Here is a 16759-nt window from a genome sequence, read left to right as displayed (position 1 = left end):
ATCAGCGGTCACGTTGGACCGTTTTTACTGGTCACGATGGGCCATAATACCCAGTAATGAGAAAAGTGCGTGATTACCTTGATTACAATTTGGTGCCAAGAAAGTTAACAGATGCAATGATGAGCCGACCTTCTAATGATGCTTACTGGTTGACTTATGATGATTTGGCTGATTTAGGTACATATTCACCTGCGTTAGAAGAGGAATTAATCTCAAAATGTAATTACGATCGTAATACATATTTAAACAAAAATAATCTTAATGATGCTGAGTACTCAAGAAAGAAATCCGCTATGCACCAGTGTATGGCAGACTTATCACTTGATAATTATGACAAAATGAAATCAAGAAAATAAGCAATTTATAGTGGAAATTAATTTATCGAATGATAAAGAGTTGCTGAATGTCTTATGGAAGGCGACGGATGGCTTAACCCTTGTATCAAATGACCGCACGAAGCTAGGAGCAGGTTGCCTTCAACTCGCTCAGGATCATCATGTAAGCATTTTATTGTTGATAGAAAAATCTTATTACAGTTCGGCTTTTGCTTTATTACGAGTGCAATTTGATTCATTTTTACGTGGGGTATGGATATTAAGGTTAGCTTCCGATAAAAAAATAAATGACTATAATAAAAATCGTTTAGACATTAAGATGAACGAAATGATTAAGATGGTTTCAAGTTTGCCTGATTATGAAAATACTGAATTTGAGAGCATGTCAAAATCACTAAAGGCTATGAATAGCTATACTCACTCAGGATATTCAGCCAATTTGAATCATCAAGATAACGGTTTTATCCAACAAAATCACAAAAAAGAAGATATCCTAAATATATTAAAGCATGCCAGCTATTTTGGGAGTTTAGCCAGTATAGAGATCTTGCAACTTGCTCAGGATGAGATTTCAAGTTCAGATCTGGATTTAATTTCAAGCGCATTAAACAAGTACTTAAAACACTTCAGATTAAGAGCACAACCCAATCTGCAGTAAGTTACAAAGCTTACGGCGCAGCGCAACTTGACATCGATATCCTACAAGCCAATATCCATGCGGCTCGCAGAGCATATGTTTTTAGCCAACGCTAATATTTAATCAGCAAAAACCTTTTTCCATAAAGCTTTTACCGCTGTCGCATGCTCACTCACTGACGACAACTCCACCCTTAAATGTGCTGCGCCTTGTAGCTTTAACATGTGTTGAGTATGGCGATAATCGCGGTAGGCTAATACGACTTTATCAGCCAAATCTGAGTCGATAATATTGAGTGAAGCTAACAGCCTTAACAAGCCGATATTGCCAATATTGCCTGTGAGTTGCGGGTGTTGTTTTGCGTATCCCAACACCAAATATTGCACTAAAAATTCCACATCAATAATGCCGCCAACACTGTGTTTAATGTCAAACATATTCGCTTCGATATGTTGTGCTGAGCGCATTTTTTCGCGCATGGATTGCACTTCTGTTTTCAGCTGAAATAGGTCGCGCTGTTGCGTCATCACTTCAATACGAATTGCGTCAAAGGCTTCGCCTATTTTTTTATCCCCCGCTACAAACCGTGCGCGAGTAATGGCTTGGTGTTCCCACACCCACGCTTTTTGCATTTGATACTCTTTAAAAGCTGTGACGCTACTCACTAGCAAGCCGCTGTTGCCATCTGGGCGCAACTGCATATCGGTTTCGTACAACAAGCCCGCTGAAGTTAAGCTGTTAAACCAGTTATTAATTCGCTGTGCGAAGCGCGCATAAACCTCGCCTGCTTCGGATGATTCGTCATCATACAAGAAGATAATATCTAGATCAGAAGCGTAACCTAGCTCTTTTCCACCGAGTTTTCCATAACCAATTACGGCGAATTTTGGCACGTCAAGATGTTTACCTTGCACGTTTGACCAAATCACATCTAGGCTCACGCTCATCACCAAGTCAGCTAGCTCACTCAAATAATCGGACAACTTTTCTGGGCTTAACTCACCATTAATATCTTGCGCGGCAAAGCGGAAAATATTGGCATGTTTAAAGTGGCGGAATACGTCCATCTGGCGCTCAACATCACCTTCCACTTCAGCCAAACGTGCGAGTAAATCTGCATGTAAGTGAGCAAAATCTGGTGCCGCATAGAGTGTGCGTGTGTCTAAAAGCTCATCTAAAAGTATGGGGTGTTGCACCAAGTAATTGGTCAGCCATGGGCTGCTACTACATAATTTAACCAGCAGCTGCATGGTTTGCGGATGCTCGGCCAATAGAGCCAAATAACTGGCACGACGACAGATACTTTCTAGCAAATCAATCAGTCGCATCAGCGTTGTATCGGCGTTTGGCATTTCTGCTGACTGCGAAATGACCAAGGGCATTAATGCATCAAATCGTTGGCGGCTGAGTTCAGGCAACTGATAGTAACGGCTGCTTTGGTGCAGGGTACTCAATCGGCGTAATGTTTCTTGGGCTTCAATAAACCCTAATTTTTGCAAAGCAGGTGCTGATTCTTGCTCGGCTATAGTGCCGTTCCAAATAGATTTTTCTATTTCTAGCGCACCTTGGGTCGCATTAGCATCGCTAAAAGTCTCATCAAAATGTTGCTGCACTTGCTGGCGATAGGCATTTAATTTGGCTAAAAATTCCTCCCAATCTGCAAACCACATGGCTTTAGCTATGCGCGCTTTAGCCTCATCCGATTTAGGCAACTCTTGCGTTTGCGCATCATCCACATACATCAATCTATGCTCTAAATTACGCAAGAAAATATAAGCCTCACTTAGCTCAATGACGGCTTTTTCAGGCAACAAACCTTTATTTTTCAATAACTCTAAAACTGAAAGTGTAGCTTTCACTTGCAAACTTGTATCTTGCCCACCACGAATCAGTTGAAACACTTGGGCAATAAATTCAATCTCGCGAATACCGCCACGACCAAGTTTGATATTGTCGTGCATGCCTTTGCTGTTCACATCGCGCTGAATTTGGATTTTCAAATCGCGCATGCTGGCAAAAGCGCCAAAATCCAAATACTTACGAAAAACAAATGGTTTTAGCAACTTAGTTACTTGCGAGCCACCTGTGACTTCTCGGCCTTTTATCCAGGCGTAGCGCTCCCACTCTCGACCGTTATTTTGGTAATACTCTTCTAATGCATCTAGATTGCTAACTAAAGCGCCCTCGCCGCCAAAAGGTCTTAAACGCATATCCACTCTAAAAACAAAGCCATCTTCAGTAATTTCGTCAATGGCAGCAATTAATTTTTTTGCTAATCGCGTAAAGAAATCTTGATTACTAATAGATTTTTCGCCAGTGGTTTCACCTTCTGATGCATACGCAAAAATTAAATCAATATCAGAGGAAACATTAAGTTCGCCGCCACCAAGCTTACCCATACCAATGACGATAAATTTTTGCGGAACACCTTCGCTGTCTTCAGGCTGACCAAAAGTCTCTACTAGCCAAGTATACAAGTAATCAATCGAGGTATTAATAGCACATTCAGCAAGGTTAGATGTCGTGCGCATCACTTCCATTAAATCTGCCAAACCATTTAAATCACGCACGATGATTTTCGCCATCACCTGCTGACGCAAACGCCTTAAAGCCTGCTTTAAGGATGTTTCATCAACAATATTTTGACGGGCTAAAAAACTTTGCATCTCACTTAACTGATACTCTTGATGAAGGTTTACTAACAAATCAGTCAGCAAATCAGCATCTTTTGTAAACAACTTTGCAACAAATGGGCTGCATGCAACAGCATGCTGCACATAGGCTTCACAGCTAGATTTCATGCGGTTTTCTGATAGAATCATATCAAGTGTTATCATAGGTTTTTTAAGGTAATATGATGTTTTAATGTCGTCACAATCATTTAATAGAACAATTTAATATAGACCAATTATAAATAGATCAAAGTGATTTAAAGGGAGTTTTAAGTATGTCAATCGAGTCAGTTCTTCATGAAAATCGCGTATTTGAACCAAGCACAGATTTTGTAAAAAATGCCAACGTCTCTGGTATGTCAGCCTACAACGCTTTATGCAAAGAGGCAACCGACGATTATCAAGGTTTTTGGGCGAAATTGGCACGCGAGCTTTTAGTGTGGAACAAGCCCTTCACTAAAACACTGAACGAAGATAACGCACCTTTTTACAAATGGTTTGAAGACGGCGAACTAAACGTTTCAGCCAATTGCCTAGATAAACACCTCAATACTATCCCTAATAAAATCGCCATTATATTTGAAGCCGATGACGGCACTGTGATTAACGTCACATTTAAAGAGCTATATCATCGCGTTTGCCAATTTGCGAATGGCTTAAAAAAGCTGAACCTTACCGTTGGCGACCGCGTTATTATTTACTTGCCGATGGGTATCGATGCCGTGGTAGCGATGCAAGCTTGTGCGCGCTTAGGCTTAACACACTCAGTCGTATTCGGCGGCTTCTCCGCTAAAAGCCTGAACGAGCGCATTATTGATGCTGGCGCAGTTGCCGTGATTACTTCTGATGGTCAGTTCCGCGGTGGCAAATCGCTACCACTAAAATCTGCGGTAGATGAAGGCATCGCCATGGGTGGCTGTGAGTCGATTAAAAATGTGGTGGTCTTGAAAAAAACTGGGCAAGAGATTGACTGGAATCAAAACGGGAATGCCAATAATATTTGGTGGCACGACTTAATTGCTGGGCAAGCAGATACCTGCGAACCAGTCATGTTAAGTGCAGAACATCCGCTATTTTTACTTTATACCTCAGGCAGCACAGGCAAACCTAAAGGCGTGCAGCACTCTTCTGCAGGTTATTTATTACATGCCATGAACAGCATGCGCTGGACATTCGACGTAAAAGGCAATGACATATTTTGGTGTACGGCTGACGTGGGTTGGATTACAGGTCATACATATGTGGCTTACGGCCCGCTTGCCATGGGCGTGACGCAAGTTGTATTTGAAGGTATTCCAACCTACCCTGATGCGGGTCGTTTCTGGCAAATGATTCAGAAACATAAGGTATCGATTTTTTACACAGCCCCTACGGCCATTCGCTCGCTCATTAAAGCGGCTGAAACAACCGCCAGTACTCATCCTAAGCACTACGATTTAAGCAGCTTGCGTCTGCTTGGCTCTGTAGGTGAACCGATTAACCCAGAGGCCTGGATGTGGTATTACGAAAACGTAGGTGGAAGCCATTGCCCAATTGTTGATACTTTCTGGCAAACAGAAACTGGTGGCCATGTGATTACGCCATTGCCAGGGGCTACAGCGTTAGTGCCAGGCTCATGCACATTACCTTTCCCAGGTATTGATATTGATGTGGTGGATGAAACAGGTAAAGACGTGCCTTGGGGTACAGGTGGCTTATTAGTCATTAAAAAACCTTGGCCTTCAATGATACGCACCATTTATAACGACCCAGAGCGTTATAAATCTAGCTACTACCCTATCGATTTAGGCGGCACAATTTACCTAGCAGGTGATGGCGCAGTGCGTGATGCTAAAACAGGCAATTTCACAATTATGGGTCGTATTGATGACGTTCTCAATGTTTCAGGCCACCGTTTAGGCACCATGGAAATTGAATCAGCATTGGTTTCAAACCCATTGGTAGCAGAAGCGGCTGTGGTAGGTAAACCGCATGATATAAAAGGTGAGTCTGTTGTTGCTTATGTGGTGCTAAAAGGCGCACGTCCTGAAGGTGAAGAGCTGAAAAAAATCGTCGCACAATTGCGTGATTGGGTGGGTAAAGAAATCGGCCCTATTGCTAAGCCAGATGAAATTCGTTTTGGTGATAATTTGCCAAAAACGCGTTCTGGCAAAATCATGCGTAGACTGTTGCGTAGTTTAGCCAAAGGCGAAGAAATCACTTCGGATATTTCTACACTGGATAATCCAGCGATTTTGGATCAACTCAAAGAAGTCGTTAAATAGCTAGATTAAAATAAAGCACTGAAAACCATGGAAGGCTTGCTCGTATTGATTGCACTAATACTGGCAGCCTTCTTTTTAATGCGGAAATAGAACTCAAAATCTCATGCCACCATTTTCACGCAATAGCCTAAGTTTTTTAGGCTTATTTAGCCTATTAATTGCCCCCGCCTACGCAAATGGTGAGTTACAAAAACTCACTCAAGATGACAATCAATGGGTGCATCCGCGCAAAGATTACGCCAATACAGGCTATAGCGACTTGCATCAAATTCAAGCAAAGAACATTAATAAGCTTAAGTTGGCTTGGACATTCTCTACTGGGGTTAATCGCGGTCATGAAGGCTCGCCAATTGTTTTGGGCAGCACAATGTATGTGCATACGGCTTTCCCCAATAATATTTATGCGCTCGACCTTAATAATAACCAAAAAATACTATGGTCTTATTTTCCAAAACAAGATCCGCAAACACAGGCATTACTATGTTGCGACACGGTAAATCGTGGCTTGGGCTATGGCGATGGCAAGATTTTTTTGCAGCAGAATGATGGCATATTGGTCGCGCTAGATGCAAAAACTGGCAAGCTGATTTGGCAAACCAAGGTGAACGACATTAAAACTGGTGCGAGTAATACCAACGCACCACACGTGATGAAAGACAAAGTGATCACAGGCTGTAGTGGTGGTGAATATGGTGTGCGTTGTTTTATTGCGGCTTACAATATCAAAGACGGCTCCTTAGCTTGGAAAGCTTACAGCACAGGCCCCGATAGCGAGGCGCTGATTGGCACTGGCTTTAATGAAGCGAACCCGCACTACTCAGCTTTATCTACTTACCAAGATGTGAATGGCGGCAACAAAGAAGATGGCTCGTTTAAAGCGCTGACAAAAGAGCAACTCAAATTCCCAGAGGCTGATTTAGGCGTGAGAACTTGGCTGAAACCGCAAGCAAACCAAGATGGCTGGCAACATGGCGGCGGCCCTGTGTGGGGCTATTTCTCTTATGACCCTAAACTAAATCTCATGTATTACGGCACAGGCAATCCATCGGTTTGGAATGCTGATGTGCGGCCTGGTGATAACAAATGGGCGATGACCATTTTCGCCCGCGACCTTGATACAGGCATGGCAAAATGGGGCTACCAAATGACGCCGCATGACGAGTGGGATTATGACGGCATCAATGAGGTGATTTTGTGGGATGCGAATCACAAAAAACTCGCAACCCATTTTGACCGCAATGGTTTTGGCTACACGTTTGACCGCACCAATGGCAGCTTGCTAGTCGCAGAGAAAATGCACCCGTTTGTGAACTGGGCAACCAGTGTGGATTTAAAAACAGGCATTCCGCAAAAAGACCCCAAATATTCTGCGCACCAAGATACTACGACTAAAAATGTCTGCCCCGCTGCCCTCGGTGTAAAAGACCAACAGCCAGCCGCGTACTCACCAAAAACAAAATTATTTTATGTGCCGCTAAATCATTTATGTATGGATTACGATGTGGTGGAAGCTAAATATACCGCAGGCCAACCTTGGGTAGGTGCAGGGCTGACTATGCATCCAGGGCCAGATGGCGTGACAGGCGGCTTTATGGCATGGAATGGACTAATTGGTAAGTCTGCATGGTACAACAAAGAGCCATACTCTATTTGGAGTGGCGCAATGGTCACAGGTGCTGACCTAGTATTTTACGGCACATTGGATAGATGGTTTAAGGCTGTGGATGCTAAATCTGGTAAAAGTCTATGGCAATTTCAGGTAGGTTCAGGCGTCATTGGCAATCCATTTACTTACGCAATTAAAGGTAAGCAATATGTAGGTGTCATGTCTGGTATTGGCGGGTGGGCTGGCATTGCCATTAATTTAGGGCTTACGGAAGACTCAGACGGCGCTGGCGCTGCAGGGGCTTACCGAGAGTTAACTAAGTGGAACGCTGCGCCAGGCGGTGGCGCGGTGAATGTGTTTAGTCTTTAGCGCGAGTACTAAGATGCGGTTAAATCTTCAGAAATTGGCCGTAAAATTAGGCGTAGACAATGGTGTCCGAAATTCTCAACTTCATTAAAGAACAAAGCACATGCAAAATGCACGCCGCTTAAAGCAATCACCTCAAAACCGTAACCTATGTGTGAAAGAAAACGTAAGTGCGGGTTAATTTTTTCGCCCTGCATCAAAGTGGCTTCCGTTAATTGCGGCATGATAGTAGAGATATGCTGCCAAGTAAGCTTGCTCGGAATGCAATCTAATAACTCTGCAGCCGCTTGGTTGCATTCGCGTATGGTACCGTTTTCGTAAAGCATTAACACCGCAGTTTCTTGCTCACTACGGCACAAACAAGCATTTTCTCTACCAGCCGTTGAGTAGTCTATATATTCAACTTGAGCTGCGTTGTTCATTGTGCCACCTCCGCCTCAGCGGCTAGCCAATCCTCTAGCTCATGGCCTGATTCAAAGCCTCTTGCCTCTGCCTTGTAGTAGGCTGATTCTGCAACTAGCACTTTGCTTGTGATATTAGACGCCTTTTTAGATTTAGCCTCACTCCTAGGCTTAGCTTTAGATTCAATGCCGAAAACAGGAATATGGTTTTTTGTAAGCAATTGAGTTACCGTTGAAATTTCCATCATTCCTCCATTAAAAAATATAATTAAAAAATATAAAGGGATCGACGGTACATATCTTAAGAGAGATTCTGCAACCAGTAGTTGCTTGGGGGTGTACCGTCGATATGAGCAATTTACAGCAGTCGCTCAAGCGAGTAAATGAGTGCTAACACGTAAGGGCTAACCCTTATATGCGAACTGATTGATAGACATTGATTCATCTTTTATCGTAGACTTAAATGATACGTATAGCACTTTAAATGTAGTACTTTTAATATAGAGGTATTAGTTGACCCGCTTATTTAAAGACTCGCCATTATGAAAGACTCACTTTTAGCAAACTTGAGTGTCCAAACGCTGTTTGATGCAGCAGCTGATGCGATGCTGCTGGTAGATAATATTGGTCACGTGGTGCAAGCCAACGCGGTGGCACTTGAGCTACTAGACTACTCATTTGAACAAATAAATGGTCTCGAAATTGAGGCTTTAATGCCCAAAAGCTATCGTAACCAGCATCATCAACACAGAAACTCCTACTATAAAAATCCTGAAAAACGCCCGATGGGTAAAGGTCGTGATTTAGTCGCACTGCGCAGAGATGGCAGTGAGATTGCGGTTGATATTAGCTTAAGCCCGATAAGCACGGGTGCTCAGCACTTTGTATTAGCCACATTACACATTGCAGATAAACGTAGAAAAGTAGAAGAAGCATTAAAAATTAGTGAAGAGCGGTTGCGCTTAGCTAAAGAAGCCGCAGGACTAGGTGTATTTGATTTTGACTATCGCAACAACGTCATTCATTGGGATGAGCGTATGCGCGATATTTGGGGCGAAGAGTCTGAGGAATCTGTTTCTTATAAAAAGTTCGTGGCTGCCATACACCCCGATGACCGTGCAGCCAGGCAAACCGTGATTGAACGCGCGATTGACCCTGCCAGTAATGGCGAATACAGCGTAGATTATCGTGTAATAAACCCTAACGATGGCGTAGAGCGCTGGATAGCTACCGTGGGACGTATTCACTTTACGAATGGACATGCTACTCGTCTGCTGGGAGTTGCCAGAGACATTACTGACCAAAAAATTCTAGAAAAAACGCTGCAAGAGCAACGGGCTGAAATGGAAACTCTGTTCAAACAGCAAGTGGCTTCTCAAACCGTATCAGCCATTGCACACGAACTTAACCAGCCACTCGCAGCTATTTCTGCCTATAGTGAAGTGGCTTTGCATGCGCTTAATAGCAGCACTTTTAACCCTGAAAATCTCAAACGCGCGCTTGAAGGCGCGGTCGCGCAGGCGCAGCGAGCTGGTAAAAGTCTGCATGAATTACTGGCTTTTATGCAAAAAGGCGAACTGGTAACAGAACGATTTGAGCTGAACCATGTGCTGAAAGAAGCACTGAATATTGCCAAGGGTGATGGTTACGGCGATTTTAGTCCGTTGCTCGCGTTAGAACCTGCAATGCCAGAAGTGTTAGGTAATGAAACTCAAGTACGCAAAATATTAGTTAATTTACTAAGAAATGCCGTGGAAGCTATGCGTGTTGCAGCGGTGCCCTCTTCAGCTATTTCAATTACGGTGCGTACTAATCAAGAAATTAATATGGCGCACGTGACCATACAAGATTGCGGCCCAGGTTTAGATGCGGAAACGGCCAAACGTATTTTTGAACCATTTTTCACCACAAAGCCCACAGGTATTGGTATGGGGCTTGCCATCAGTCGCGCGCTGACTGAGGCTAATGGCGGCCAACTTTGGCTAGAACAAAACAACAAACCTGGCGCTACGTTTCACTTTACTTTACCTTTTGCGACTTTAACTTAATGCAACATGAAAGTTAAATCATGAGTACTGAAGCCACCATTTTTATTATTGATGATGACCCTGCGATACGCGACTCACTGACCTTGATGGTCGTACAGGAAGGCTTTGCAGTGAGCACTTTTGAGAGTGCTGAAGCTTTTCTTGAAAGCTTTCAAACTGAACGCTTTGGCTGTGCCATCGTCGATATTCGCATGAGTGGCATGGATGGCATGCTGCTACAAGAGATGCTGACAAAACATCACTTTCAACTGCCCATCATTTTCCTCACTGGGCATGGCGATATTCCGATGAGCGTACGTGCAATCAAAGCGGGTGCAGTTGATTTTTTAACCAAACCTGTCACGCGTGAAAGGCTCATGACATCAGTACGATTCGCACTCGTAGAGTCTGAAAAAATGCTAACCGAACGAGCCAGCCATCAAAGTGTGCAATCACATTTGGCTGAGCTCACCGAACGTGAGCGTGATGTGATGGCACTTGCAGTGCAAGGTCACTCTAACAAAGAAATTGCGAGGCTACTGGGCATTAGCCACCGCACTGTAGAGATTCATAAGTCAAAAGTAATGCATAAAACTGGCGCGACTAACCTGCTAGATTTAGCGCGAATTGCCCATGAAGGCGAGTTTAAATCAATCGACAAGCCATAAAATTTTTATAGCGTCAGTGCCAAAGTAGCTAGCTATAAGTTAAACACTAATTTAAGGTAAAATGTCGTTTTAGCATTTTTCAAAGATTAAAGTTCACCATGTCATCGCCCGCAACTCCATTACAGCTTGAAATTAAACGCCGCCGCACATTTGCCATTATTTCGCATCCCGATGCAGGTAAAACTACGCTAACTGAAAAACTGTTATGGTTCGGTGGCGCGATTCAAGTGGCAGGTGAAGTACGTGGACGTAAGGCTTCTCGCCATGCGACATCGGACTGGATGGAACTTGAAAAGCAACGTGGTATTTCGGTGACTTCATCAGTCATGCAGTTCCCTTACCGTGAACACATGGTGAATTTGCTAGATACCCCAGGCCATGATGACTTCTCTGAAGATACTTATAGAACATTAACGGCTGTCGATTCTGCCGTGATGGTGATTGACGCTGTTAACGGCGTGGAAGCGCAAACCATCAAGCTGCTGAATGTTTGTCGTATGCGCGATACGCCAATTATTACTTTCATTAACAAACTAGACCGAGAAAGCCGCGAGCCGATTGAATTACTCGACGAAATTGAAACCACGCTAGGCATGGAATGCGCGCCTATGACTTGGCCAATCGGCATGGGTAAAGGCTTTAGAGGCGTTTACAATTTATATACCGATACTATTTCATTCTTTGATCCACGAGCTGAAAAAGGTACTTCTGAAGTCATTCAAGGGCTTGATAATCCGCGCTTAGACGAGGTGCTAGGCCATGTGGCGGGTGAATTGCGCATTGATGTCGAATTAGTACGCGGCGCATCGCATGCCTTTGATGCAGAGCGTTATTTAAGCGGTAAGCAAACACCGGTATATTTTGGTTCTGCAATTAATAACTTTGGCGTGCAATCCTTGCTAGACGCAGTGGTTGACTTATCCCCTGCGCCACTAGCACGCAACACCGCAACCCGCCCAGTGCCACCAGACGAGAATAAATTCTCAGGTTTTGTGTTCAAAATTCAAGCAAATATGGACCCGAAACACCGTGACCGTATTGCCTTTTTGCGCGTCTGTTCTGGCCGTTTTGAGCGTGGCATGAAAATTAAACAAGTGAGCACCAATAAACAAATTGCCGTGAATAATGCCATTACCTTTATGGCGCAAGACCGTACTACGATGGACGAAGCGTATTCAGGCGACATTATCGGCATACCAAACCACGGTACTATTAAAGTGGGCGACACATTTAGTGAAGGCGAAAATCTAAAATACACGGGCATTCCATCATTTGCACCTGAGTTTTTCCGCCGCGCCCGTATTAAAAACCCAATGAAAATGAAGCAACTGCAAATTGGCCTAAAACAATTGGCTGAAGAAGGCGCCGCGCAGCTCTTTCGTCCGCTTTTAAGTAACGATTTGATTTTAGGCGCAGTCGGCATGCTGCAATTTGAAGTGGTTTCGCACCGCTTAGAACATGAATACAGTGTAGATATGGTATTTGAACCATATGATTGCTACACAGCGCGTTGGCTACGCGGCAAAGATGCTGACTTAAAAGCCATTGCCGATAAGTACGGCTTCAATGTAGCGCTGGATGGTGCAGATGAGTACGTTTATCTCGCCCCTAACCGCGTTAACCTGCAAATGGCGCAAGAGCGTTATCCTGATATAGAATTCTTAGAAACGCGTGAGCTCAATTAATACTAAATTGTACTCAAGCCGATACGTCGTTGCGCTTCCTAGCCTTGCTAATTGCACTGTCTTCGTCAGCACGCCTAGTCTCAACTTGACTACAGTTTAGTAGGCAAATTCTAATGAATTTAAATGACTAACCCATGCCCCTGTGAAAGCGGCAAGTCCTACCAGACTTGCTGCGAGCTTCTCCACAAAGGTTTGGCAGCACCAAGCGCAGAGGCACTTATGCGCTCGCGCTACACGGCATTTGTATTTAAGCTTGAAGCGTATCTGCTGAGCACTTGGCACTCTACAACGCGCCCTGCCACACTTAATTTAGCCGAAGACCCACCGACTAAATGGCTTGGCTTACAAATCAAGCACGCTGAAAATACAAGTGAAACAACTGCAATTGTCGAATTTGTAGCACGCTACAAAATAGCAGGCAAAGCTGAGCGACTACATGAAACAAGCCAGTTTGAGCGCATAAATGGGCATTGGTATTACTTAGCTGGCGAGTTCAATCACTAGCACCTAAAAGCCGCTCCTATAAACCATCCAGTGGACTACTCACACCGCGCCCACCACGATTAAGTACGTGCGTATAAATCATGGTAGTTTTCACATCAGAATGCCCTAGCAATTCTTGCACAGTGCGAATATCGTAACCACCTTCAAGCAAATGGGTAGCAAAGCTATGGCGCAGAGTATGCGGCGTAGCAGGTTTGGTAATGCCTGCGTTCACCACTGCTTGGCGCACAGCACGCTGTATGGCTTGATCTTGCACATGATGCCTGCGCGTAACGCCCTGCCCGCTTTCGTTCACGCTACGCGGGTCAATCGACAACTTGGCGGATGGAAACACATACTGCCACGACCAATCTATGGCCGCATAAGGGTATTTTTTAGCCAAGGCTTGCGGCATATACACCGCGCCATAACCTTTGGCTAAATCTTGCTCGTGCAAAGCTTTTACTCTTGCTAGATGCGCCTGCAAGGGCTGCACCAGAGAGGTTGGCAACATCGTCACCCTATCTTTAAACCCTTTACCATCGCGAATTAAAATCTCTTTACGTGCAAAATCAATGTCTTTAACCCGCAAACGCAACGCCTCTAAAATGCGCATGCCCGTGCCGTAAAGCAAACTTACAATCAGGTGATTAGTGTTGTTTAACTCCCCCAAAACCGCTTGAACCTCTTGCTTGGTGAGCACCACAGGCAAGCGTTTGGGTGTTTTAGCATGCTCAATATCGTCTAGCCAAGGCAGCAATTGCCCAAGCACCTCTTTATACAAAAATATTAATGCACTTTTAGCTTGGTTTTGCGTACTAGCGGCAACCTTACCTTCAACCGCTAAATAAGTTAAAAACTGCTCCACTTGCTCTGCACCCAACTCGCTTGGGTGGCGCTTGCCAAAATGCAAAATATAGCGTTTAATCCAATCCACGTAAGCTTGTTCAGTACGAATACTGTAGTGCTTAAGCCGAATTTTATTCCGCACTAGATTAAGCAGCTTAGGTGCATCTTCTGAAGTTGATGTAGTAACCATATAATTTTAGGACGTACTAAATAGTAATAAGTATATGAAAAATAGTAAACTATTGTACAATTTATTTAAACAAAAAGCATCCATGATGGATTTTATTTCATCATTTAGGATAGCTAATACACGTTAGACATTTATTTTAATCAGGAGCAATGGTGAGCAAATCAACAAAAGTCAAAGTACTCTGCCGTACCTGCAAACATCCTACAAATCATGAAATTCTATTCAGAAAAGACTCTTCTGGTGAAACTGAAGATGGCGACATCCGTTGGTGGGATTCAAATCAAGTTATACAGTGCTGTGGATGTGATGAAATTACCTTCCGTAGAACCGCAGAATGTACAGAAGACATTGACCCATATACAGGCCAGTTAGATACCACTGAAACTCTTTTTCCAAGTAGAACTGAAGGTCGTCCACCTATGGAGGGCTTTGATAACTTTCCAACTAAGACACGTCGCATCTATGTGGAGACATTAAAGGCGCTAAATCACAACGCCTTAATCTTAGCGGCTATCGGCCTGAGGGCACTGATTGAGTCTATTTGCATAGAGCAAAAAACAAAGGCCAAAACCCTAGCAAAAGGAATTGATGAGCTTGCAGACTCAGGTCTTTTATCAAAAAAGCAAGTCGATTTTCTTCATGCCCACAGGTTTATGGGTAATGTTGCTGCCCATGAAATCGTTGCACCTAAAGCCACAGAACTAGTGGCAGCACTAGATATTGCGGAGACGTTATTAAAAACGATATATATCCTTCCTGAGGTTGCAGAAATAATGAAACCAAAATCACCAGCATCGCATGTCTAACCCATCGTTCAAGCGGGACTGGCTACCGCCAGCCCCTTAACTCAAACGTTAGGTTTAAAGAGCGAATGAGCCCAATAACAAAAAAAGTTGCTCTGTTTTATGGCCTTTGGGTTTTCTTCTGCATTTTTCTTTCTGCTATTGGTTATGGCGACTCAAAAGCTGGGCAGCTTTGTCTAACTTTCACTGGCCTTCCTTTAGCTTTACTTTCATTTCACATCGTTCCTAATGGTTCTGTTTTTGCTACATTCATAGCTGGCGCAATTGGTTGGTTACAATGGTGTTTAGTGGCTGAGGCTAACTCAAGATTTAACGCATGGAGAAAATCAAAAAGTGTTTAAACCTAACCCATCCATCAAGCGGGACGTGCTAAAGCACGCCCCTTATGTCAAACGTTAGGGTTCTTATGAGAAAAGTGATCTTCACCATGCTACTTTTAGGTTTAATGAAGCCTGCTTTTGCTTTAGGTGTTAATGAATGGAATCTTGCCAAGCCTCAACTTGATAAATGTGAAGCTCTCCAATCAAAACAACACAATTTGTGCCTAGCTGATGAATATAGAGTCGTTGATCTAAAACTCAATAATTTATACAAAAAACTTTACTCTGCCTTAGCAGATCCGAAATTGTTACAAAAATCTCAAAAAGACTGGCTTAAATTTAGAGATTCCCACTGTGAATTCTCAATTGGCACAGTAGCTGGCTATGAGCATAGCTATGCACTTAATGCTTGTTTAATTGACCTTACTGAAAAACGAATTTTAGATATTCAATCGGTATGGGTTTGTAATGGCTGTCCAGAATTCAAACCGGAGATATACACAAGTGGTAAATGGCAATAACCCTAACCCATCATTCAAGCGGGACGCCTAACGGCGCCCCTTAATTCAAACGTTAGCCCTATGATATATATACGAGAAAATTTTCCGCACCTGAGAGTGTGCATCGAACCGAGCAATAAAGATAGATTTGTCTACGAAATGTCAGTCTACAACACTGGTAATAACGTATTGCGCAACGTTCGCATACACTACGCAAATCTTTTAGGTCCTAGCCAATTCGGCCTAGATGATAAATATATGTCAAAAGATGCTTGGGTTAAAACGCCAGTTCTTATTCCTCAAATCGCACCAAGCGAAATTGCAACGTTCTACGTTGATGGATTTAACGTACAAGAGAGGTACGACGGGCCCAAGCACGCTAAAGTTATAATGGATTTTTTAGATCCAAGTGAAGACCCAAAAATTGTTAATTTTTTTGGTAACTTTTATAATGTTGAGGTCGAATTCAACTTTCCAAATGCGCACCAATCTTTACAATCATTTTAAGGTGGGGCCCCTTGGGCTAACCCATCCATTAAGCGGGACGCCTTGCGGCGCCCCTTATGTCAAACGTTAGAAGGTATTAATGAACTATAAAGTAGCTATCTGTTTGTCATTCTTTATCAGTTTAGCAATAATCATTTATGCTTTTATAACGCATGCAAACATGTACCCATCACACACTGAAACAGTTGAAGCCAAGGATATATTTAAAGCAATTCAAGTCTTTTTATACCCTGCGCTTTTTATTTGCGCTCCTTGGGGAATTGCAATTTCGTTCAAATCTAAAGCAAACATCTTAGTTGCCTATATATTTTCTGTTTTAAGCACTATTCTGTGTGTTTATCTGTTTATTCCCCCTCCACTTCACCCAAGTGAAGCAATTGGTTTTGTGCTATTAATGACCCCTGTTGAATAAAGTGGACACTACCACTTCAGACAAGCTCTTCCTG

General features: G+C 43.3%; 17 protein-coding genes. 13 read left to right on the top strand and 4 right to left on the bottom strand.

Going from position 1 to position 16759, the window contains the following annotated elements:
* Window positions 1-56 precede the first annotated feature (56 nt).
* Both PSU78_RS06495 and PSU78_RS06490 read left to right on the top strand, forming a co-directional pair.
* The gene (locus PSU78_RS06495; RefSeq protein ID WP_300385983.1) at window positions 57-356 is read left to right on the top strand and encodes a hypothetical protein; all 300 of its coding nucleotides are present in this window, start codon (window positions 57-59) and stop codon (window positions 354-356) included.
* A 10-nt stretch (window positions 357-366) separates the two neighbouring features.
* Window positions 367-993: a hypothetical protein gene (locus tag PSU78_RS06490; RefSeq protein ID WP_300385981.1), complete on the top strand. Its 627-nt coding sequence runs from the start codon at window positions 367-369 to the stop codon at window positions 991-993.
* Window positions 994-1091: 98 nt separating this feature from the next.
* Here PSU78_RS06490 and glnE read toward each other — a convergent pair whose 3' ends face one another.
* The gene (glnE, locus tag PSU78_RS06485; RefSeq protein WP_300385978.1) at window positions 1092-3809 is read right to left on the bottom strand and encodes a bifunctional [glutamate--ammonia ligase]-adenylyl-L-tyrosine phosphorylase/[glutamate--ammonia-ligase] adenylyltransferase; all 2718 of its coding nucleotides are present in this window, start codon (window positions 3807-3809) and stop codon (window positions 1092-1094) included.
* Between the two features lie 110 nt (window positions 3810-3919).
* Here glnE and acs point away from each other — a divergent pair, with 110 nt between their 5' ends.
* Both acs and PSU78_RS06475 read left to right on the top strand, forming a co-directional pair.
* Window positions 3920-5908: an acetate--CoA ligase gene (gene acs / locus PSU78_RS06480; protein WP_300385975.1), complete on the top strand. Its 1989-nt coding sequence runs from the start codon at window positions 3920-3922 to the stop codon at window positions 5906-5908.
* Window positions 5909-6011: 103 nt separating this feature from the next.
* Window positions 6012-7883: a methanol/ethanol family PQQ-dependent dehydrogenase gene (locus PSU78_RS06475; protein WP_300385972.1), complete on the top strand. Its 1872-nt coding sequence runs from the start codon at window positions 6012-6014 to the stop codon at window positions 7881-7883.
* An 8-nt stretch (window positions 7884-7891) separates the two neighbouring features.
* Here the strand turns inward: PSU78_RS06475 and PSU78_RS06470 are convergent, their stop codons facing one another.
* Together PSU78_RS06470 and PSU78_RS06465 are read right to left on the bottom strand one after the other, a co-directional pair.
* Complete coding sequence (locus PSU78_RS06470; RefSeq protein WP_300385969.1) at window positions 7892-8302, bottom strand: hypothetical protein; 411 nt, start codon at window positions 8300-8302, stop codon at window positions 7892-7894.
* Window positions 8299-8526: a DUF2934 domain-containing protein gene (locus tag PSU78_RS06465; RefSeq protein ID WP_300385967.1), complete on the bottom strand. Its 228-nt coding sequence runs from the start codon at window positions 8524-8526 to the stop codon at window positions 8299-8301. Before PSU78_RS06465 ends, PSU78_RS06470 begins: the two co-directional genes overlap by 4 nt.
* A gap of 297 nt (window positions 8527-8823) precedes the next feature.
* Between PSU78_RS06465 and PSU78_RS06460 the strand changes: the two genes are divergently transcribed.
* From PSU78_RS06460 to PSU78_RS06445, 4 genes are all read left to right on the top strand, one after another.
* Entirely contained in the window at window positions 8824-10329 is a 1506-nt protein-coding gene (locus PSU78_RS06460; RefSeq protein WP_300385964.1) for a sensor histidine kinase, read from the top strand.
* A gap of 20 nt (window positions 10330-10349) precedes the next feature.
* On the top strand, window positions 10350-10976 hold the full coding sequence (locus tag PSU78_RS06455) for a response regulator (protein WP_300385961.1): 627 nt from the start codon (window positions 10350-10352) through the stop codon (window positions 10974-10976).
* 98 nt (window positions 10977-11074) lie between these two features.
* The gene (locus PSU78_RS06450) at window positions 11075-12661 is read left to right on the top strand and encodes a peptide chain release factor 3 (RefSeq protein WP_300385958.1); all 1587 of its coding nucleotides are present in this window, start codon (window positions 11075-11077) and stop codon (window positions 12659-12661) included.
* A 123-nt stretch (window positions 12662-12784) separates the two neighbouring features.
* Window positions 12785-13165 (top strand): YchJ family metal-binding protein, encoded by a 381-nt coding sequence (locus tag PSU78_RS06445; RefSeq protein ID WP_300385955.1) that lies wholly within the window; start codon window positions 12785-12787, stop codon window positions 13163-13165.
* Window positions 13166-13181: 16 nt separating this feature from the next.
* On the opposite strand, the gene PSU78_RS06440 is transcribed toward PSU78_RS06445, so the two are convergent.
* Window positions 13182-14183 (bottom strand): integron integrase, encoded by a 1002-nt coding sequence (locus PSU78_RS06440; protein ID WP_300385952.1) that lies wholly within the window; start codon window positions 14181-14183, stop codon window positions 13182-13184.
* A 152-nt stretch (window positions 14184-14335) separates the two neighbouring features.
* Here PSU78_RS06440 and PSU78_RS06435 point away from each other — a divergent pair, with 152 nt between their 5' ends.
* From PSU78_RS06435 to PSU78_RS06415, 5 genes are all read left to right on the top strand, one after another.
* Complete coding sequence (locus PSU78_RS06435; protein WP_300385949.1) at window positions 14336-14989, top strand: DUF4145 domain-containing protein; 654 nt, start codon at window positions 14336-14338, stop codon at window positions 14987-14989.
* A gap of 65 nt (window positions 14990-15054) precedes the next feature.
* A complete protein-coding gene (locus PSU78_RS06430; protein WP_300385946.1) occupies window positions 15055-15327 on the top strand; it encodes a hypothetical protein in 273 nt (90 codons plus the stop codon).
* Window positions 15328-15392: 65 nt separating this feature from the next.
* Window positions 15393-15827 carry a lysozyme inhibitor LprI family protein gene (locus PSU78_RS06425; RefSeq protein ID WP_300385943.1) on the top strand — a complete coding sequence of 145 codons (435 nt, stop codon included), beginning with the start codon at window positions 15393-15395 and terminating at the stop codon, window positions 15825-15827.
* A gap of 138 nt (window positions 15828-15965) precedes the next feature.
* Entirely contained in the window at window positions 15966-16313 is a 348-nt protein-coding gene (locus tag PSU78_RS06420) for a hypothetical protein (protein WP_300385940.1), read from the top strand.
* Window positions 16314-16392: 79 nt separating this feature from the next.
* Window positions 16393-16725 carry a hypothetical protein gene (locus PSU78_RS06415; protein WP_300385937.1) on the top strand — a complete coding sequence of 111 codons (333 nt, stop codon included), beginning with the start codon at window positions 16393-16395 and terminating at the stop codon, window positions 16723-16725.
* Window positions 16726-16759 lie beyond the last annotated feature (34 nt).

The organism is Methylotenera sp., from assembly GCF_029945705.1.
Classification (GTDB): Bacteria; Pseudomonadota; Gammaproteobacteria; order Burkholderiales; family Methylophilaceae; genus Methylotenera.
Note: the sequence above shows the minus strand (reverse complement) of the source record. Positions and strands in the feature narration are given on the sequence as shown.

Coding starts and splice junctions, on each gene's coding strand:
- PSU78_RS06495 (WP_300385983.1), top strand. CDS start 57: ATGAGAAAAGTGCGTGATTACCTTGATTACAATTTGGTGCCAAGAAAG.
- PSU78_RS06450 (WP_300385958.1), top strand. CDS start 11,075: ATGTCATCGCCCGCAACTCCATTACAGCTTGAAATTAAACGCCGCCGC.
- PSU78_RS06420 (WP_300385940.1), top strand. CDS start 15,966: ATGTCAGTCTACAACACTGGTAATAACGTATTGCGCAACGTTCGCATA.
- PSU78_RS06470 (WP_300385969.1), bottom strand. CDS start 8,302: ATGAACAACGCAGCTCAAGTTGAATATATAGACTACTCAACGGCTGGT.
- PSU78_RS06465 (WP_300385967.1), bottom strand. CDS start 8,526: ATGGAAATTTCAACGGTAACTCAATTGCTTACAAAAAACCATATTCCT.
- PSU78_RS06430 (WP_300385946.1), top strand. CDS start 15,055: ATGAGCCCAATAACAAAAAAAGTTGCTCTGTTTTATGGCCTTTGGGTT.
- PSU78_RS06445 (WP_300385955.1), top strand. CDS start 12,785: ATGACTAACCCATGCCCCTGTGAAAGCGGCAAGTCCTACCAGACTTGC.
- acs (WP_300385975.1), top strand. CDS start 3,920: ATGTCAATCGAGTCAGTTCTTCATGAAAATCGCGTATTTGAACCAAGC.
- glnE (WP_300385978.1), bottom strand. CDS start 3,809: ATGATAACACTTGATATGATTCTATCAGAAAACCGCATGAAATCTAGC.
- PSU78_RS06425 (WP_300385943.1), top strand. CDS start 15,393: ATGAGAAAAGTGATCTTCACCATGCTACTTTTAGGTTTAATGAAGCCT.
- PSU78_RS06440 (WP_300385952.1), bottom strand. CDS start 14,183: ATGGTTACTACATCAACTTCAGAAGATGCACCTAAGCTGCTTAATCTA.
- PSU78_RS06475 (WP_300385972.1), top strand. CDS start 6,012: ATGCCACCATTTTCACGCAATAGCCTAAGTTTTTTAGGCTTATTTAGC.
- PSU78_RS06415 (WP_300385937.1), top strand. CDS start 16,393: ATGAACTATAAAGTAGCTATCTGTTTGTCATTCTTTATCAGTTTAGCA.
- PSU78_RS06455 (WP_300385961.1), top strand. CDS start 10,350: ATGAGTACTGAAGCCACCATTTTTATTATTGATGATGACCCTGCGATA.
- PSU78_RS06460 (WP_300385964.1), top strand. CDS start 8,824: ATGAAAGACTCACTTTTAGCAAACTTGAGTGTCCAAACGCTGTTTGAT.